This is a genomic window from Phaeobacter sp. G2 (genome assembly GCA_025163595.1).
Classification (GTDB): domain Bacteria; phylum Pseudomonadota; class Alphaproteobacteria; order Rhodobacterales; family Rhodobacteraceae; genus Pseudophaeobacter.
In genome coordinates this window covers 1,548,306-1,567,122 of sequence record CP104100.1, presented here as the reverse complement: position 1 = coordinate 1,567,122, position 18,817 = coordinate 1,548,306, and the positions used below count along the sequence as shown (strand labels likewise).

The window sequence follows — 18,817 nt, the reverse complement described above, 5'->3', positions numbered from 1 at the left end:
GGCGTGAATTTGGTCAAACAAGTCGCAATGTGATGCTTATTGCACCCAAGACACCCTGAAAAATTGAGGGTATTATCAAATCAAGTTTGAAAGTCCTACTCGAACTCCCCCACCCTGAGACCGTTTTTCGGGGGTTTTCCGTAGGAAGTGCTTTAAAAATAACAGCATGCCCCTAAAAGGAGTAATAATCTTGCGCGACCAAATGTAACAGAACAGAGTCACTTTTTCTTGCCAGAACGAGCTGCTGCTTCGTAGGTTAATCGCAGCAAGCATATGCAAAGGCCCGCCAGACTTTCTACGTCGCATCGAAAGCATGGCATTTGGGGTGGTTCACGTAAGGCGACGGGTTTCACACGATGACAATCACCTTTCATTTGAACGGTGAAGAGGTTGTGCTCGAGGATCTTGATCCCTCGGCCACTCTGCTTGATTTTTTACGCGAAGAGCGCGGACTGACAGGGACCAAAGAGGGCTGCAACGAGGGCGACTGCGGCGCCTGCACCGTGATGGTAACGGATAGGTCGGGCTCCAAGCCGTTGAATTCCTGCATCCTGTTCCTGCCGCAGCTCAACGGTAAATCCATTCGCACTGTAGAAGGTGCCGCGGATGCCGATGGCACACTGCACCCGGTACAAGAGGCGATGATCAGCCATCACGGCAGCCAGTGCGGCTTTTGCACCCCCGGTTTTGTCATGTCGATGGTCACCGCGCATAAAAACGGTGCGACGGATCATGATGTGCAGCTGGCCGGCAACCTGTGTCGCTGCACCGGCTACGCGCCGATCGTCCGCGCCGCCGAGGCAGCTGCCAATCAGCCGGTGCCTCAGTGGATCACCAAGGAACCCCTGCCCCAAGCCACCGAGGCGGCCAATATTCCGCAATCGTCGGATGCATTGGCACAGCTTTACGCGGCCAAGCCCGAAGCCCGGCTGGTGGCTGGGGCCACCGATCTGGGCCTTTGGGTCACCAAGGGGCTGCGCGATCTGGGAGAGATGATCTTTCTCGATGGCTGTGACGACCTGAAACAGATCACGCTGACCGACCAGGAGATCCGCTTGGGTGCCATGGTGGACATGAACCGTATGCGCGAGGCGATTGCGCCGCTGCACCCCTCTTATGGGGAAATGATCCGCCGCTTTGCCAGCCAACAGGTGCGCGCCGCCGCCACCCTTGGTGGCAATATCGCCAATGGCTCGCCCATTGGGGACAACCCACCTGCGCTGATTGCCCTGGGGGCGCGCCTGCATCTGCGCCAGGGCGACAGCCGCCGCGACATCGCCATTGAGGACTTCTTTATCGACTACGGCAAACAGGACCGCCGCCCCGGTGAGTTCGTCGAAGCCGTTAGCATTCCGCGTCAGCCAGACCGGTTGCGGGTCTATAAGCTTTCCAAGCGATTTGACCAGGATATCTCAGCCGTGCTGGGGGCGTTTAATGTCACTGTATCAGGTGGTCTGGTGACCGCCGCCCGCATCGCCTTTGGCGGGCTTGCCGCCACCCCAAAGCGCGCCAACGCTCTGGAGGCGGCGCTGACTGGCCAGCCCTGGAATGAAACCAGTGTCACAACGGCTATGGCCGCGCTGGCGCAGGATTTCACCCCACTCAGCGATATGCGGGCCTCGGCGGAGTACAGGCTGGAGACCGCAAAGAACATGCTTGCGCGCTATTTCGATGACATCAACGGCAACAGCCACTCAGTTCTGGAGGTGCAGGCATGAGCGTTGCAAAACCCCTGCCCCATGACGCGGCAAAACTACATGTGACCGGCAAGGCCCGCTATGTGGATGACACCCCCCTGCCGCGCGGTGCGCTGCATCTGGCCTTTGGGCTGTCGACAATTGCCAAGGGGCGCATCGACAAAATGGATCTGGCAGCGGTCAAATCCAGCCCCGGTGTGGTGGCGGTGCTGACGGCGCCGGATCTGCCCTTTAGCAATGATGTCTCCCCCTCGATCCATGACGAACCACTGCTGTCGGACGGCACGGTACATTATCTGGGTCAGCCGCTGTTTTTGGTGGTGGCCACAAGCCATCGCGCCGCCCGCGTTGCTGCGCGTCGGGGGACGGTTTCTTATAGCGAAGAAGAGGCGCTGCTGACCCTGGATGCCGCCCTGGCCGCCAACAGCCGCTTTGAGGAAGGCCCACGGATCTATCAAAAAGGCGATGCTGCAGCGGCCATCGCCCAGGCGCCGCATCAGGTTGAAGGCACGTTTGAGCTGGGTGGGCAGGAGCATTTTTATCTGGAAGGTCAGGCCGCCCTGGCGCTGCCACAGGAAGATGGTGGCATGCTGGTGAATTCCTCAACCCAGCACCCAACCGAGATCCAGCACAAGGTGGCCGAGGCCATTGGCCTGCCCATGCATGCAGTGCGGGTCGAGATCCGCCGGATGGGCGGTGGTTTTGGCGGCAAGGAAAGCCAGGGCAATGCCCTTGCCGTGGCCTGCGCTGTCGCCGCGCGCCAGACCGGCAAGCCCTGCAAAATGCGCTATGACCGGGATGATGACATGGTGATCACCGGCAAGCGTCACGCCTTTCGGATCAGTTATCGGGCTGGTTATGACGAGACGGGCCGCCTGCATGGGGTCGAGTTCACCCATCTGGTCAACTGCGGTTGGGCCCAGGATCTGTCGCTACCAGTGGCAGATCGCGCCATGCTGCACAGTGACAATGCCTACGCCATTCCCGCCATCCGCATCGAAAGCCACCGGTTGAAGACCAACCTGCAAAGCGCCACCGCCTATCGCGGCTTTGGCGGGCCACAGGGCATGGTGGGGATCGAGCGGGTGATGGATCACATCTCTTATGCGTTGGGCGCGGATCCTGTCGCAATACGGCGGTGCAACTACTATGACGCGCCCGACGAAAAGCCAGAGGGGGGCGCTGCCCCCCGGTCTGCGACCGCCCCCCGAGGTATTTCAGGCAAGATGAATACACGCGACAATACCACGCCCTATGGGATGGAAGTCCGCGATTTTGAATTACACACTTTGACAGATCAGCTCCTGGAAAGCGCTGATTACGCGGCGCGGCGGGCTGAGATTGCCGAGTGGAACAAGGGGCAGACCGATCTGAAACGCGGGCTTGCCTTTTCGCCGGTGAAATTTGGCATTTCCTTTACCCTCACGCATCTCAACCAGGCGGGCGCCTTGGTGCATGTCTATCAGGATGGGTCGGTACATCTGAACCACGGCGGCACCGAAATGGGCCAGGGGCTGTTTCAGAAGGTGGCGCAGGTGGCTGCCAGCGGTTTTGGGATTTCCGTGGATAAGGTGAAAATCACCGCCACCGATACCGCCAAGGTGCCCAATACCTCGGCGACGGCTGCTTCTTCTGGCTCCGATCTGAATGGCATGGCGGTAAAAGCCGCCTGTGATACCATCCGCATGCGCATGGCTGCATTTTTGGCTGAACGGCATCAGATAGCTGTGGAGGACGTCGTTTTCTCAGGCAATCTGGTTCGCGTTGGCAGCGAGGAGATCACCTTTGATGAGGCCGCAAAGCGCTGTTATGAGGGGCGGATCAGCCTTTCGGCAACTGGATTTTATAAAACACCCAGCCTGCAATGGGACCGGATCAAAGGCCAGGGGCGGCCGTTTTTCTACTTTGCCTATGGGGCCGCGCTGACTGAGGTGGTGGTGGATCGTCGCAGTGGCGAAAACCGCATCCTGCGCTGCGATATCCTACATGATGCAGGCGCCTCGCTGAACCCGGATCTGGACATAGGTCAGGTGGAAGGCGGCTATGTGCAGGGCGCGGGCTGGCTCACCACAGAGGAGTTGGTCTGGGACCAGCGGGGCGCCTTGCGCACCCATGCGCCCTCGACCTACAAGATCCCGGCCTGTTCCGATCGACCGGATGTGTTCAATGTGGCGCTGTATGCCGGCGAGAACCGTGAGGACAGTATTTACCGCTCTAAAGCGGTCGGTGAGCCGCCCTTTATGTTGGGGATTTCGGCCTGGTTGGCGATCAGCGATGCGGTGGCGCAGTTTGGCAACAGCTACCCGGCGCTGGCGGCCCCGGCGACGGCGGAAGAAGTCTGGCGCCAGGCCCGGAGGCAGCGCGATGGGGTTTGATCTGGACGCGCTTCGTGCCGCCCTTTTGCAACATGGCCGGGTGTGCCGGGTTGTGATTGCCGCCATTCGTGGCTCATCGCCGCGGGAAGTGGGGGCAGCCATGCTGGTTTGGGACAAGGGACAAAGCGGCACCATCGGCGGCGGCGCGCTGGAGTTTGAAGCGGCGGAGACGGCACGCAGGCAAGACAGGAAAACCCGTCTCAGCACCCATGCCCTGGGACCGGATCTGGGCCAGTGCTGCGGCGGATCGGTTACTCTGGTCAGCGAGATCTATGACATGGAGGATTTTGCGCGACTGGACACGGAGGTCATTTTGCGCCCCGTCACGCCGGAGGCCGCTACAAGCCCGCCACTGGCCGTGAAGCGCCAGCTGGCGCAGCTGCGGGCGCAGGGACAACGCCAGCAGACACAACTGATTGATCACTGGATGCTGGAGCCGGTACACAAGCCACAGCAAGATCTGTGGATTTGGGGCGCCGGTCATGTGGGGCGCGCCTTGGTTGATGTGCTGGCGCCCCTGCCGGATCTGGCAATCACCTGGGTGGATACGGCAACGACGCGGTTTCCGGCGCATGTTCCAGCGGGCGTGACCATTCTTCCAGGCCAGGACCCGAGCCTCCTGCTGCGTCATGCACCGGTAAATGCACAGCATCTGGTTCTCACCTATTCCCATGAGCTGGATCTGGCGCTATGCCACGGTCTGCTATTGCATGGGTTTTCCTTTGCGGGGCTTATCGGCTCGGCCACCAAATGGGCGCGGTTTCGCAGCCGATTGGCAGCCCTGGGTCACAGCCCGGCCGAGATCGCCCGCATAACCTGCCCAATTGGCACCCCTGCCCTGGGCAAACACCCGCAGATGATTGCGGTCGGCGTCGCGGCAGAGCTGCTGGCGCGGGCGGCACGCAGAGAGATAAAAGAGGAGCAGCGCGCGTGACTGAGGTACTCTTAAGCCTGAAAGGTCTGACCAAGGCCTACCCCGGTGTGGTGGCCAATGACGCTGTCTCCTTTGATATCGGCGCGGGCGAAGTGCATGCCCTGCTGGGAGAAAACGGCGCTGGGAAATCCACCCTGGTCAAAATGATCTATGGGCTGGTGAAACCCGACAGCGGCGAGATGACCCTGCGTGGTGCGCCCTTTGCCCCCGGTGAGCCGCGTCAGGCCCGCGCCGATGGCATTGCCATGGTGTTTCAGCACTTTTCCTTGTTTGATGCGCTCAACGTTGCAGAAAACATCGCGCTGGGGATGGAAAACCCGCCTGCGCTGCGCGATCTGGCCACCAAGATCCGCCAGGTCTCAGAGGCCTATGGCCTGCCGTTGGATCCCTATCGCACCGTTGGCGATCTGTCCGCCGGGGAGCGCCAGCGAGTGGAGATCATTCGTTGCCTGTTGCAGGACCCAAAGCTGCTGATCATGGATGAACCCACCAGCGTGTTGACCCCGCAAGAGGTCGAAATCCTGTTTCTGACGCTGGAAAAACTGCGGGCTGAGGGCACCTCCATCCTTTATATCAGCCATAAGCTGGAGGAAATCCGCAGGCTCTGTGATCACGCCACCATTTTGCGGCTGGGCAAAAACGTCGGCGAATGTGTTCCCGCCGAAACCTCGGCCAGTGAAATGGCGGAACTGATGGTGGGATCGGCGCTGACTCCGCCAGAGCGTGGAGACCGCGATTTTGGGGCTGTGGCGCTGGACATTTCCGGACTGTCGGTGCCGTCCCCCACGGCTTTTGGCACCGCGCTGCGCAATGTGCATCTGACCGTGCGCCGTGGCGAGATCCTTGGTATTGGCGGTGTGGCTGGCAATGGCCAGGACGAGCTGCTGTCGGTGCTCTCTGGCGAGGTCCAGACTGAGGCTGATGCGGTCAAGCTGGGCACCGATCCCATTGGACAGCTTGGGCCGGTTGCGCGGCGCGCGCTTGGCCTGTTAACCGCGCCCGAAGAACGCCTGGGCCATGCTGCCGCCCCTGATATGAGCCTGACCGAGAATGCCATGCTCACCGGAGCCACCCGTGAGGGGCTGGTAAAGAACGGCTTTCTCAAATGGGGAGCTGCCAGGGACTTTGCCAAGCGAGTGATCAAGGACTTTGACGTGCGCACGCCGGGGCCGGAGAATGCTGCCCGTTCCCTGTCGGGTGGTAACCTGCAGAAATTTGTCATTGGCCGCGAGGTGTTGCAACGCCCCGAGGTTCTGGTGGTGAACCAGCCCACCTGGGGGGTTGATGCCTCGGCGGCGGCTGCCATTCGCCAATCGCTGCTGGACCTGGCCGCAGGCGGCTGCGCCGTCATCTGCATCAGCCAGGATCTGGATGAACTCATGGAAATCTCTGACAGCTTTGCCGCCCTGAATGAGGGCCGCCTGTCTGCGCCGCGTCCTGCTGCGGGGTTAAGCGTGGAAGAAATCGGCCTGATGATGGGCGGCGCCCATGGCATGGAGGTGGCACATGTTTGACACCCTATGCCGTGAGATCGCCTTTGGCGGGAATATTTGGGGAAAGATAAAACAGGGGGCCGCGCAATGATCCGGCTAGAGAAACGACCGCAGCCGTCACGGGCCTGGTCACTGGCCACGCCGCTGTTGGCGGTTCTGGCAACCATGATTGCCGGGGGCTTGTTATTTGGGATCCTCGGCAAAGACCCGGTAGAGGCTATTCGCACCATTTTCTGGGAGCCGCTGTTTGGCGAGTTTGCCTTTTATTACCGCCCGCAGCTTTTGGTCAAAGGCGCGCCTTTGGTGCTGATCGCCATCGGTCTGTCGCTAGGGTTCAAGGCCGGTATCTGGAACATCGGCGCCGAGGGGCAGTATATCATGGGCGCCCTGTTTGGCGCCGGTGCGGGTCTTGCCTTTTATCCAACAGAGGCCTGGTACATCTTTCCGCTGATGGTCATCGCAGGGGGCTTTGGCGGTTGGGTCTGGGCAATGATCCCAGCCTTTCTAAAGGTCCGCTTTGGCACCAATGAAATCCTTGTCTCCCTGATGCTGGTCTATGTAGCGGAGCAATTCCTGGCCTCTATGTCATTGGGGTTGTTGAAAAACCCCGAAGGTCATGGATTTCCCGGGTCGCGCAACCTGCAACAATATGACAGCGCCTATAACGCTGACCTGATTGCTGGCTCTGGCATGCACTGGGGCGTGGTGGCAGCGCTGATTGCGGTGATCTTTGCCTATGTGCTGCTGAACCGCCATATTACCGGCTACCACATCCGCCTGACCGGCGAGGCCCCCCGCGCAGCACGCTTTGCCGGGGTCAATCCAAGCCGGTTGATCCTGTTCTGCCTTGGCACCTCCGGCATGTTGGCTGGTCTGGCAGGCATGTTTGAGGTCTCCGGCCCGTCGGGGCAGGTCAGTATTGATTTTAACGTCGGCTACGGGTTCACCGCCATTATCGTCGCCTTTCTGGGGCGTCTGCACCCCGTGGGCATCCTGCTCGCTGGGGGGCTGATGGCGCTGACTTACATTGGTGGCGATATCGCCCAGTCGAACCTGCAGCTGCCCTCTGCTGCCATTCAGGTGTTTCAGGGCATGTTGCTGTTTTTCCTGCTGGCCTTTGATCTGTTGACCAATTTCCGCATCTCGCTTGGCAAACCGGAGGTCGCGTAATGGATCTTTCTGCAATTAATCCCGTCCTGCTCATTGCCTCGCTGATGGTGGCAGCCACACCTCTGTTGTTTGCCGCTATTGGTGAGCTGGTGGTGGAGAAATCCGGGGTGCTGAACCTCGGCGTTGAGGGGATGATGATCATTGGCGCGGTGGCGGGCTTTGCCACGGCTGTGGAAACAGGTTCACCGCTGCTGGGGTTTGTCGCCGCTGCTGGGGCTGGCGCGACCCTGTCTGTGCTGTTTGCTATTCTCACTCAATACGCCCAGGCCAATCAGGTGGCTTCTGGCCTGTCGCTGACGCTGTTTGGCCTCGGCATGTCTGCCCTGTTGGGGCAGTCCTATGTGGGGGTGAAACCGCCTCAGATGGAAAAGCTGGACATTCCGGTGCTCAGCGATCTGCCGGTTGTCGGCCCGATCCTGTTTGGCCATGACCTCATGCTATATGTGGCGCTGGTCTTGATTGCCGCTGTTTGGGCCGTAATCAAATTCAGCCGGATTGGTCTGGTGCTGCGTGCGGTGGGGGAAAACCATGATGCCGCCCATGCCCTGGGATACAAGGTGGTGCGCATCCGCATCATGGCGATCCTGTTTGGGGGCGCCTGTGCGGGGCTTGGCGGTGCCTACATCAGCCTGATCCGGGTGCCGCAATGGACCGAGGGCATGACCGCAGGAATCGGCTGGATCGCCCTGGCTTTGGTGGTCTTTGCCAGCTGGAAACCCTGGCGTGTGTTGCTGGGTGCCTATCTTTTTGGCGGTGTAACCGTTGTTCAGCTTAATCTTCAGGCTGCCGGCGTTGCCATCCCGGTAGAGTATCTGGCAATGTCGCCCTATCTGATCACCATTCTGGTGCTCGTTATCCTATCGGCCGATAAGAGCAGCGCACCCGCTGCTTTGGGTCGCAATTTCCACGCTGCGCGCTGATTTATTGGCGGGCAGCCTACGACTTGCCCGGGCTACGCCCCTGGGCACAACTAAAACCAAAACGGGGGATCCCTTTGATGAAACTGACCAATCTTATGACCAGCGCCGCAGTGGCCTTTGGTCTTGCAACCGCAGCCCTGGCTGACGACCCGACCAAAGTCGGCTTTGTCTACGTCGGCCCTGTCGGTGACGGCGGCTGGACCTACGAGCATAACCAGGGCCGCAAGGCGGTTGAGGCCGAGTTCGGCGACAAGGTCGAAACAGTCTATGTTGAAAACGTTGCCGAAGGCCCCGATGCCGAGCGCGTGATCACCCAGATGGCGCTGCAGGGCGCTGACCTGATCTTTACCACCTCTTTTGGCTACATGGACCCCACCATCAATGTTGCGGCCAAATTCCCGGATGTAAAATTCGAGCACGCCACCGGCTATAAAAACGCGGATAATGTTTCGACCTATTCCGCCCGTTTCTATGAGGGTCGCGCGGTTCAGGGCACCATTGCGGGCCACATGACCGAAAGCAACATCGTGGGCTACATCGGATCCTACCCGATCCCCGAAGTCATCCGCGGCATCAACTCGGCCTATATCCACGCCAAGAAAGTAAACCCTGACGTCACCTTCAAGATCGTCTGGGCCTTTACCTGGTTTGACCCCGCCAAAGAAGCCGACGCCGCCAAGGTTCTGATCGAACAGGGCGCCGACGTGATCCTGCAGCACACCGATTCTACTGCGCCTCAGGCTGCGGCCCAGGCTGCTGGCAACGTCATCACCTTTGGTCAGGCCTCCGATATGGCCGAATACGGTCCAAAACCCCGCGTCTCCTCCATCATCGACGACTGGGCGCCTTACTACATCGCCCGGACACAGGCCGTTATGGATGGCACCTGGGAAAGCAAGAGCACCTGGGATGGGATCGGCGCCGGCATGGTTGGCATCGGTGAAATCTCCGACGCGGTTCCTGCTGACGTGAAAGCTGCCGCCCTGGCAATGAAAGCCTCCCTGGCGGATGGCTCCTATCACGCCTTCACCGGCCCGCTGAACAAACAGGACGGTTCTGCCTGGTTGGCAGAGGGTGAAACCGCCGATGACGGCACCCTGGCTGGTATGAACTTCTATGTTGAAGGCATCGAAGGCGATATCCCACAGTAAGCCTTTGTAGCATTACAACTAAGACGGCCCGCCCTAACAGGCGGGCCTTTTTGTTAAGACGCCACCTCACCTACTATTGGTAAAGCCCCTGTTAAGGCTGGGTTAGACCTTTTGATCAACACCACCGTAATCGCCTTGGGCGGGACAGAGCAGCCTATGTGAGACCGGAGGCAACGACGGCCCCCAGCGATCCTTCGCGGCCTGTGCAGCAACAAATCCACGGTTTAACATGACGGTTCCAAGGGGCTTTGTTGCACAAATCGTGACGGGGATTCACTGTATGAATCCAGCGTGATAGCTGGGATGCATGAGCAGTTGGGCCCCTACGAAGTATAAGACCACGAATTGGTCGTCTTCCAATGACGCGCTGAAGCAGCGTGGATCGTTGGCGATCTGGTTTGATCCCGAGATGGTTTGGACACCGCCACCGACCGGCAGGCGCGGTCGTCAATGCAAGTTCAGCGATGCCGCGATCCAGACCTGTCTGACCATGAAAGTCCTTTTCGGTATGCCACTGAGGCAGACGGCTGGGTTCGTTGAGAGTCTGTTGCGGCTGGTCGGACTGGATTGGTCCGTGCCCGATTTCAGTACGCTGTGGCGCCGCCAGAAGACGCTGAACGTGAGCTTGCCGTATTTCGGTGGGACTGGCCCACTGAACCTTCTGATCGATAGCACAGGCATCAAGGCAGAGGGCGAAGGTGAATGGAACGCCCGCAAGCATGGCGGCCCCAAGCGACGTATTTGGCGCAAGATACATATCGGGATTGATGAGGAAACGCTGGAGGTTCGCGCGGTAGAGGTCACCACCAGCAACATCGGTGATGCGCCCATGTTGCCTGAACTGCTCAACCAAATCCCACCAGATCAGGACCTTGGGTCAGTGACCGCCGATGGTGCCTACGACACGCGCAGATGCCATGACGTGATTGCAGCACGGGGCGCTCATGCAGTCATTCCGCCGCGCAAGAACGCCAAACCGTGGAAACCCACAAGCGCCGGAGCCATCGCAAGAAACGAAGCGGTCAATGCCTCACGATACCTAGGGCGCGCGCTGTGGCGACGATGGAGCGGATACCACCGCCGAAGCCGCGTTGAAACCAAGATGCACTGTGTGAAGCTGCTCGGCCAATCGCTGATGGCCTGGGACTTCGACCGGCAGGTAGCGGAAATCCAAGTCCGCATCGCGGTCCTAAACCGCTACACCGCTCTTGGCATACCCGTCACAGAGCCCGTAGGGTAAATCCGTCCAGGGAAAGGGGAAATGCGCTCAGACCCCGATTCGTGCAACAAAGCCCTTCTGTTTGCAAGCGGCCCTTGCAATGGTGGCTTTTCTCAAACCTTGGCCGCCGTGCCACATCACAGGGCGCCTCCCGGTATTGCACCAGTACCGCCCCAATGCCCATGCGGCGTGTTTGGTGCCAATAGCAAGTTCACCCCCAAAAGATCTTGCGACAGAACCTTGGCTCTTTTCCCCGTACCAAGGACGTGGCAGGTTGCCCGCATGACACAAATACTGATCTCCCCCGATGGAACCCCTGCCAGCCGTTTTGCCTTTGGCACCATGCAGTTTGGTGGCCGTGCGGATGCAGCACAATCTGGCGAAATCTACACCGCCTGCCGCGCCGCTGGCATCACCCATTTTGATACTGCCTGGGTCTACACAGACGGCCGCAGCGAAGAGATCCTGGGGGACCTCATTCGGGCAGAACGGGATCAGCTGATCATTGCCAGCAAGGTTGGCTATACGGGCGGCGCCGGGGCTGAAAACATGCAGGCGCAGTTTGACTCCAGCCGCAAACGGCTAGGGCTGGACTGCATTGATATCCTCTATCTGCACCGGTTTGATGAACAAACTGATCTGCGTGAAACCCTTGGCTGGTTTGGCGCCCGCAAAGAGGCCGGGGATATCCGCTATACCGGCCTGTCGAACTTTGCCGCCTGGCAGGTGATGAAGGCGCAGATGCTGGGGGCTGACCTGGGCTTTGCGACGGATATCCTGCAACCGATGTATTCGCTGGTCAAACGCCAGGCAGAGGTGGAAATCCTGCCCATGTGCACAGACCAGAACATCGCCATTGCCCCCTATTCCCCCCTGGGTGGCGGCTTGCTGACCGGGAAGTATGCCAGTGGCGGTCAGGGACGCCTGAGCGAGGATGCCCGCTACAACAGCCGTTATGGGCAGGCTTGGATGCATCAGGCTGCCGAGGGGCTCAGCGCGCTGGCTGACAGTCTTGATGTCTCCCCTGCCACACTGGCGGTGGCCTGGGCGGCGGCCCACCCATCGGTACCGATGCCGATCATTTCAGGGCGCACCGCTGAACAGATTGCGCCCTCGCTTGCCGCCATGGATTTTCAAATCGACGCCGCGCTGTATGACCAGATCGAAGCGCTCAGCCCGCGTCCCGCCCCGGCGACAGACCGGTTGGAAGAGCAGGAGTTGGGTGCATGAAATGTGATTTCCTGATCATTGGCGGCGGTATCGCGGGCAGCAGCGCCGCTGCCCGTCTGTCAGAGCTGGGCCATGTGGTGCTGCTGGAGATGGAAGACGCTCTCGGCTACCATGCCTCCGGGCGCTCGGCCGCCATGTTTGAGGAAAACTATGGCCCCGCCTCTGTGGTGGCTTTGAACACGGCCAGCGCCAGTTATCACCACACGGCCAATGGCGGCTATCTCACCCCGCGCGGCTTTATGTTGGTCTCTGGCCCCGGTCAGGAGCAGCAGTTTGCCTCTGACATCCAGCAGCTCCACCTCGATGAGATCAGTTTTGCCGAGGCACAGGCCCGCGTGCCAATCCTGAACCCAAAGACCGTCACCCATGCCGGGTTGCACGAGGCGGCGCAGGATCTGGACACCGATCGTATGGTCCAGGACTTTGCCAAGGCAGCCCGCAGCAATGGCGGCAAGGTCATCACCCGCGCCAAGGTCACCAGTATCAGCCGCAGCGCAGTGGGCTGGCAGGTCGAGGCAAGCGGCGAAAACTATACGGCCAAACAGCTGGTCAACGCGGCAGGTGCCTGGGTGGATGAAATTGCAGCCATAGCCGGTGTCGCCCCCATTGGCATTGCCCCGCGCCGTCGCTCGATGGCGCGGCTGCCGGCGCCCGGGGGCCATGACGTGACCAAATGGCCGATGCTGATGGGCGTTGGCGAAACCTGGTACGCCAAGCCCGACGCGGGCAAGCTGCTGGTCTCGCCGGCGGATGCAGATCAGGTTGCGCCACATGATGCCTATGCCGACGACATGGTGCTGGCCGAAGGGCTGGCCCGCTATGAAGAAAGGGTCACCACCCCGGTGACCCGGGTCGAAAGCAACTGGGCCGGGCTGCGCAGTTTTTCCCCCGATGGCACATTGGTATTGGGGCCGGACCCGGACCACCCCGATTTTATCTGGTGCGCGGCCCAGGGCGGATATGGCTTTCAAACCGCCCCTGCGGCCTCGCGCTTGCTGGCGGACCTGCTGGGCGGCACCACCTCAGAGCTGGACGCCGCAACCCGTGCAGCCCTCTCCCCAGAAAGGCTCCGCTGATGCCCGTTCGATCCACTCCCGGCACTGCCTCGGTTGCCAATCCCGAGGGCGGCAAGCTGTTTGCCCCGTCAGCGGCGCGCAACCTGGATGTGCTGGCTGACCTGCTGGAACAGGTCGCGCCGCCCTCGGGTCGCACCGCCCTGGAGCTGGCCAGCGGCACCGGCCAGCATGTGGTCGGCTATGCCACCCGCCTGCCGCAATATACCTGGCACCCCACCGAGGCTGACCCCAGCCGTTTGCACAGCATTGATGCCTACATAGCTGAGGCCGCGCTGGACAATGTGCGGGATGCCAAGGCGCTGGATGCCACCGCCGCAGGCTGGAGCGCTACGCAGGAGCCACAGGACCTGATTGTGCTGTCAAACCTGATGCACCTCATCAGCACGCCCGAGGCCCGCTGCCTGCTCCGCGAGGCGGCAAACACCCTCACCCCCGGGGGCCGTCTGGTGATCTACGGGCCGTTTTTGCGCGCGGGCGAGCTCACCAGCCCCGGCGACGCGCAGTTTCACAGCTCGCTCAAGGCCCATGACCCCGAGATCGGATACAAGGATGATTTTGATCTTCTGGACTGGGCAGAAGAGGTTTGGTTGAGCCCGGTTGAGGTCATTGAAATGCCCGCCAATAATCTGGCACTGGTCTTTGCCAAAGGTACCGCCTGACACGGCGGCTTTGCTGATTTTCCCCATGACCTAGATCAAGGTTGCGCTGACCAGAGCCGCCTACACCTTCGACAAGTTGAATATTTTTCGAAGGACATGCCATGAGCTGGTCAAACAAACTGGAAAGCACCCGCCAAGGGCTGCGCAATCTGAACAAATCCATTCCGGACACTGCGCAGGCCTTTGGTGCGCTTGGAAAATCCGTGAAACAGGGCGGCGTTCTGGAATTCAAACACAAAGAGTTTGTCGCCCTGGGGATCGCCGTCGCGGTGCGCTGTGACGATTGCATTGGCCTGCATGTGGAAGCCCTGATCAAAGCCGGCGCCAGCCGCGAAGAAGTCTCTGATGTGCTGGCAATGTCGATCCAGATGGGCGGCGGGCCCGCGATGATGTACGCGGCCAAGGCGCTGACCTGTTTTGATGAACTGACGGCCACTTAAAAACCTGAAAGGCGCCAAGGCGCGTCAACTGGCAGGCCGCACCAACTCCGCAAGTTCATAGCAGATCCGCGGTGGATTTTCTTGAGAAGGTCTGCCGCCACCAAGCCAGCCATAGCCCGTCACTTTTCCGCGCTGGTCCTGTTGGTCTTCCCCGTGTTGTCTGCTGAAAGAACCTGTGATTAACTTTCTCCTTGGGGGAAGACCACAATGCAGCAGACCAAGTCAGGCCTTTATATTCGGACACTTGGCAGTCCCGGTGTCAGCTGGGCTGGCGAGCCAGTGTTTCAGGGAAAGAAAAAGGCCACCGCGTTATTGGTGTACTTAGCTCTGCAGCCGGAACAGCGCGCCCTGCGATCAAAGCTGGCCGAATTGCTCTGGGAAGGCAGCGAAGAGGGCCGCGCGCGCTCCTCGCTGCGCCAATGCCTGTCAGAAATCAGACGCGAAGCGCCTGACCTGATGGCGACCGCACTTGAGGTCAACACAACAGACATTGCGCTGCGGGCGGATTTTGTTTCGTCAGATATTGGCGATCTGATTGCGGCGCTGGCGCAGAAAATTCCGGGACAGCATCTGGAAGCTGGCGCCGAGTTTAGCGATCTTTTCCTGATGGGATTTGGCCATATTGGTCAGGGCTTTGAAAACTGGGCGCGCGAGTGCTGCCAAAGCTGCGAAACGCAACTGATTGCGCGCTTGTTTGATCTGATGGAGGCCCCCCAGACCCGCGCCGCCGAAGCCCTGCGCGCCGCCCGTATCATCTGCCGTCTCGACCCCCTGAACGAGGAAGCCAGCCGTTTTGCCATGCGCAGCTTGGCTGAGCGCGGCGAAACCGGGGCCTCTTTGCAGATCTATGGCCAGCTTTATGACCGCCTCGACGAGGCCCTGGCAATGGATCCCTCAGCAGAGACCCAGGCGCTGGCGGTTGCGATCAAAAACGGTGATCTGCAGCACGCCAAGCCGAAGCCCCCACCGCCACAGCCGCGCGGTGTGTTCTCTGCGGCGTCATCCATCGCGCCCAACCGGGAGGGTCCGCCAAAACTGGCGATTTTTCCCTTTGTCGATCTGGGGCCTGTCCCCGTTGAGAGCTATTTCCTCCATGGGATCCTGGAGGATACCGTGTCACTGCTGGCACAGCTGCGCGAATTGCAGGTCTATTCCAGCAATACCACCCGGCAATTCCAGGGACTGCCCGGCGCCCCCGGCAGCCAGCCGCCAGAACTGGACGCCGACTATGTGGTGACCGGCAGCGTTCGCGGCGCAGGTGATCGGTTTCGCATCACGGTACAGCTGGTAGATACCCGTACGGGGCTGGTTGAATGGGCCAATACCTATGCCGCCCATGCCTCGGAACTGTTTGAAATGCAGACCGATATTGCCATCAACCTGACCCATCAACTGCTGCCCTCGGTCTCGGCGGCGGAACTGCGGCGCACCGAAGGCAGCCTGCCCGAAGACCTGTCGGCCTATCATCTGATGATCCGGGGGCGCGACATCGCCTTTCATCTTGATCCGGCCACCTTCACCACCGCCAAATCCCTGCTGGAAGAGGCCTGCGCCCGCGATCCCCGCTATGGCATAAGCCGGGTTGCCCTGACCGATTGGCACTCTGTTTTGCTTGGTCAAGGCTGGTCCAAGGACCCGAAAGCCGATGGCAAAGCTCTGCAAAATGCGACCGAAGAAGCGGTGCGGCTCAGCGGTGAAAGTGGCCGTGCGCTGGCCCGCTATGCCCATAATCAGACGGTGTTGTTTGGCTATGCGGAACAGGCGATCGAGATCTGTGGTAAGGCTTTGCGCAACGCCCCCAATGATGCCGAGGCGCTTTTGTGGTCCTCCCCGACGCTGACCTTTTCTGGTCAGCCAGAGCAGGGTATCAACAACGCCCGCACCGCCATTCACCTGTCGCCCTGTGACCCCTATCTGTTCAGATCAGAGCATTTTCTCAGCATCGCCCATTTTGCCGCCGGCAACTACGCCGAGGCCGTGGCCGCAGGGCGGCGTGCCCAAAGGCTGAACCCCAATTATACCTCCAACCTGCGCATGACCGCTGTGGCCCTGGCCGAAACCGGAGATCTGGCGGAGGCCGGCAAGATTGCGTCTGAGATCAAACGGTTGGATCCCGGCTTTCGCATTGGCCAATTCCTGAAAAAGCAACCTTTCCAGGATCAAGCCACCGGCCAGAGATACGCCGCCCGCCTGCGCGAGATTGGCCTACAAGACTAACCGATCTCACGGGCTCTTCACGCCAGGCTAACGCAGTGCTTTCCAGAGTTAATCTGGTCGGGCGTTCTATTCTAGAACCAGGGGCCGGAGTGGAGGGTTACATGACACATGGATATCGCGATGGCGCAGTTGACGGGGCCGTAGACGGCGCAGTGGATGGGGCCGTTGACGGGGCGGTAGATGGCGCTGTTGCCGCCGGATCTTACGCCCCTTATCGCTCTGCAGGAAAAGCTGCCGGGCTGCCCTTTAACGAGCCTTTGGGGCGCAAAGGTGGCGTGCCTTTTAGCTATCTCGGCGGTCAGGAATTTCCCGCCGATGCCTGGTCGCCGCAGCTCGAAGTCAAGCTGATCCTGCAGCGGTTTGCCAAAACTGGCTGGGACGAAGGCGATAGTGCCATTCAGGTGGATAACCCTGATGACGGCGATCTGGCCTTGCGCCGCGAAGTGCATGATCTGATTGCCATGCGCAACAACCACAGGTCCCATCGCGCCGCAGAGATCGTAGCGCAGGTCGCCAATAGCGAGGCCTATTGGTCAAACATGTTGATGATGGGGGCAGGCAACCGGCCCGCGACACAGAAATTGATCATGCTGGCAATGCAGGCCGGACAGATGGTTGCGCTTCATTTCAAACATAAGATTGGCCGCGCCCGCCCGGTGCAGGTCTGCCCAGCGCTGATGCCCCTGGTACCAACCCCGCCGCATGCCTCCTATCCCAGCGGCCACGCCACCCAGATGACCCTGATTGCGACGATGATTGCCGCTCTGTTTGACGACGGCGAAGCGCATGCCATGGCCCGCTATGCCGCTGCACTGGCGCAGCGCATTTCCGAAAACCGCGAAATCGCCGGAGTGCATTTTCGCAGCGATACCCGGGCTGGGCAGCAATTGGCAAAGGACACTTTTCACGGTTTCCTCAAGGAGATGCCGGAGGTCAAAGCCCTGCTCGCCGAGGCCCGCGCAGAGTGGTCCGGGATCACCTGCAGCTTTGCCCCTGACCCTGCGACCCTTCCGGATCTGGAGGGCGGCACCTCTTTGAGCCGCAGGGTATCCAACGCTGTGGCCAGAAGGCTGGCCAATGACCTGCCCGATCTGATTGCAGCAGCCCTGAACAGCGACTGCGAGGCTAAAAAAGCGGAACGCCCAGACAAGTCATTCAAGGACCAGAAAAAGAAATCCCCTTGATCCCAGCCATGGCCCGGCTCGGCCTGCTTTGCCCCCGATCCTCTCCCCGTTCCCCCGCTCATGGAGGCTGCCATGCCTGATTTTCCAACGCCCTTGGGACGCTTTTTTGCTGGGTTCACCCCCCCTGAGTCTCTGGACCAGCTGTTTCGCGCGCCTGGATATGCCGAATGGGTCCATCGCTGTGCCCACCTTGGAGCAAGCAGCGCTGAAAGCGCCCTGCGGGCGCAGGTGATTGATCTCGAAGCAGGTATGTCACCCCACTGGGATCCTCGGGATCAGCGCCCGCGCGGGACCTGCACCGCCTTTGCCGTCGCAGCCTGTGTCGATATCCTGCAGGCCCGGCGGGGGGAACAACCGGTCCTGCATTCGCCGGAATATCTTTATTGGCACATGCGTGCGGCCATTACCGCCGAGGAAGCCGCAGTTCTGCCGGACTATGCCAGGGGCGCCACCAAATTGAAGCAGGCGCATAAGGTGCTCGCCGCCCGTGGAATATGTACCGAGGCCCTGACCCCCTACCAGACCAGCGACCTGCAGAACGGGCTGTTTTCTAAACACGCCCCCCCTGAGGCCGCCGAAGCGGATGCCGCAACCCGGCGGTTTTGCACGGTAAAATATGAGGATTTTGAAAACGGCCCTGTTGCTGAAACCACAGCAGACAGTATCCTGCAAGAGCTGAGCCAAGGGCGCCCGGTGGCGCTGGGCCTGCCGGTGTTCAAGCTGAAGAACTCCCACAAAAACAACTGGACCTACAACGGCGCATTGAACTCTGGCATTGTATTTGACCCGGTGGCCCGCCCGGACCTGGTGGACCGTGAGGTGCGGGTTTCAGGCCATTGCGTCTGTGTGACCGGGTTTCAGCCCGGACCAGAAGAGCTAGGAGGCGGCTGGTTCATTTTCCGCAACAGCTGGAATGGCGATTTTGGAAAATACCCGGACGACCCGCTGGCGGGCTATCCAGGGGTTGGACGCCGGGGCAATGGCGCGGTCAGTTTGGACTATGTGAACGGCTATACCGTGGAATATCTGAGCCTGATCCCGGCGGACTAACC

The 18,817-nt window shown here is 60.3% G+C and carries 15 protein-coding genes; all 15 read left to right on the top strand.

From position 1 onward, the window contains the following. Positions 1-356 precede the first annotated feature (356 nt). Positions 357-1,718, top strand: a complete 1,362-nt coding sequence (gene xdhA / locus N1037_07455; protein UWS80837.1) for a xanthine dehydrogenase small subunit — start codon at positions 357-359, stop codon at positions 1,716-1,718. Next, positions 1,715-4,072 (top strand): xanthine dehydrogenase molybdopterin binding subunit, encoded by a 2,358-nt coding sequence (gene xdhB, locus N1037_07450; protein ID UWS80836.1) that lies wholly within the window; start codon positions 1,715-1,717, stop codon positions 4,070-4,072. The genes xdhA and xdhB overlap by 4 nt, the downstream gene beginning before the upstream one ends. Continuing rightward, a complete protein-coding gene (xdhC, locus tag N1037_07445; GenBank protein ID UWS80835.1) occupies positions 4,062-5,006 on the top strand; it encodes a xanthine dehydrogenase accessory protein XdhC in 945 nt (314 codons plus the stop codon). The genes xdhB and xdhC overlap by 11 nt, the downstream gene beginning before the upstream one ends. After that, on the top strand, positions 5,003-6,520 hold the full coding sequence (locus N1037_07440; GenBank protein ID UWS80834.1) for an ABC transporter ATP-binding protein: 1,518 nt from the start codon (positions 5,003-5,005) through the stop codon (positions 6,518-6,520). The genes xdhC and N1037_07440 overlap by 4 nt, the downstream gene beginning before the upstream one ends. A 66-nt stretch (positions 6,521-6,586) precedes the next feature. Next, complete coding sequence (locus tag N1037_07435; protein UWS80833.1) at positions 6,587-7,669, top strand: ABC transporter permease; 1,083 nt, start codon at positions 6,587-6,589, stop codon at positions 7,667-7,669. Continuing rightward, complete coding sequence (locus N1037_07430) at positions 7,669-8,589, top strand: ABC transporter permease (protein ID UWS80832.1); 921 nt, start codon at positions 7,669-7,671, stop codon at positions 8,587-8,589. Before N1037_07435 ends, N1037_07430 begins: the two co-directional genes overlap by 1 nt. Positions 8,590-8,666: 77 nt before the next feature. Further along, complete coding sequence (locus N1037_07425) at positions 8,667-9,740, top strand: BMP family ABC transporter substrate-binding protein (protein ID UWS80831.1); 1,074 nt, start codon at positions 8,667-8,669, stop codon at positions 9,738-9,740. Positions 9,741-10,047: 307 nt separating this feature from the next. Then, on the top strand, positions 10,048-10,980 hold the full coding sequence (locus tag N1037_07420; protein UWS80830.1) for an IS5 family transposase: 933 nt from the start codon (positions 10,048-10,050) through the stop codon (positions 10,978-10,980). Between the two features lie 261 nt (positions 10,981-11,241). Continuing rightward, positions 11,242-12,189 (top strand): aldo/keto reductase, encoded by a 948-nt coding sequence (locus N1037_07415; GenBank protein ID UWS80829.1) that lies wholly within the window; start codon positions 11,242-11,244, stop codon positions 12,187-12,189. After that, positions 12,186-13,265, top strand: a complete 1,080-nt coding sequence (locus tag N1037_07410) for an FAD-binding oxidoreductase (protein ID UWS80828.1) — start codon at positions 12,186-12,188, stop codon at positions 13,263-13,265. The genes N1037_07415 and N1037_07410 overlap by 4 nt, the downstream gene beginning before the upstream one ends. After that, entirely contained in the window at positions 13,265-13,924 is a 660-nt protein-coding gene (locus N1037_07405) for a class I SAM-dependent methyltransferase (GenBank protein UWS80827.1), read from the top strand. Before N1037_07410 ends, N1037_07405 begins: the two co-directional genes overlap by 1 nt. A 101-nt stretch (positions 13,925-14,025) precedes the next feature. Then, positions 14,026-14,364: a carboxymuconolactone decarboxylase family protein gene (locus N1037_07400; GenBank protein UWS80826.1), complete on the top strand. Its 339-nt coding sequence runs from the start codon at positions 14,026-14,028 to the stop codon at positions 14,362-14,364. Positions 14,365-14,571: 207 nt separating this feature from the next. Next, positions 14,572-16,581, top strand: coding sequence for a hypothetical protein (locus N1037_07395; GenBank protein UWS80825.1), 2,010 nt, complete (start codon positions 14,572-14,574; stop codon positions 16,579-16,581). Between the two features lie 101 nt (positions 16,582-16,682). Beyond that, entirely contained in the window at positions 16,683-17,765 is a 1,083-nt protein-coding gene (locus N1037_07390) for a phosphatase PAP2 family protein (GenBank protein ID UWS80824.1), read from the top strand. Positions 17,766-17,837: 72 nt separating this feature from the next. Continuing rightward, a complete protein-coding gene (locus N1037_07385; protein ID UWS80823.1) occupies positions 17,838-18,815 on the top strand; it encodes a C1 family peptidase in 978 nt (325 codons plus the stop codon). The last annotated feature ends 2 nt before the right edge of the window (positions 18,816-18,817 follow it).

Coding starts and splice junctions, on each gene's coding strand:
- xdhA (UWS80837.1), top strand. CDS start 357: ATGACAATCACCTTTCATTTGAACGGTGAAGAGGTTGTGCTCGAGGAT.
- xdhB (UWS80836.1), top strand. CDS start 1,715: ATGAGCGTTGCAAAACCCCTGCCCCATGACGCGGCAAAACTACATGTG.
- xdhC (UWS80835.1), top strand. CDS start 4,062: ATGGGGTTTGATCTGGACGCGCTTCGTGCCGCCCTTTTGCAACATGGC.
- N1037_07435 (UWS80833.1), top strand. CDS start 6,587: ATGATCCGGCTAGAGAAACGACCGCAGCCGTCACGGGCCTGGTCACTG.
- N1037_07430 (UWS80832.1), top strand. CDS start 7,669: ATGGATCTTTCTGCAATTAATCCCGTCCTGCTCATTGCCTCGCTGATG.
- N1037_07425 (UWS80831.1), top strand. CDS start 8,667: ATGAAACTGACCAATCTTATGACCAGCGCCGCAGTGGCCTTTGGTCTT.
- N1037_07420 (UWS80830.1), top strand. CDS start 10,048: ATGAGCAGTTGGGCCCCTACGAAGTATAAGACCACGAATTGGTCGTCT.
- N1037_07415 (UWS80829.1), top strand. CDS start 11,242: ATGACACAAATACTGATCTCCCCCGATGGAACCCCTGCCAGCCGTTTT.
- N1037_07410 (UWS80828.1), top strand. CDS start 12,186: ATGAAATGTGATTTCCTGATCATTGGCGGCGGTATCGCGGGCAGCAGC.
- N1037_07405 (UWS80827.1), top strand. CDS start 13,265: ATGCCCGTTCGATCCACTCCCGGCACTGCCTCGGTTGCCAATCCCGAG.
- N1037_07400 (UWS80826.1), top strand. CDS start 14,026: ATGAGCTGGTCAAACAAACTGGAAAGCACCCGCCAAGGGCTGCGCAAT.
- N1037_07395 (UWS80825.1), top strand. CDS start 14,572: ATGCAGCAGACCAAGTCAGGCCTTTATATTCGGACACTTGGCAGTCCC.
- N1037_07390 (UWS80824.1), top strand. CDS start 16,683: ATGACACATGGATATCGCGATGGCGCAGTTGACGGGGCCGTAGACGGC.
- N1037_07385 (UWS80823.1), top strand. CDS start 17,838: ATGCCTGATTTTCCAACGCCCTTGGGACGCTTTTTTGCTGGGTTCACC.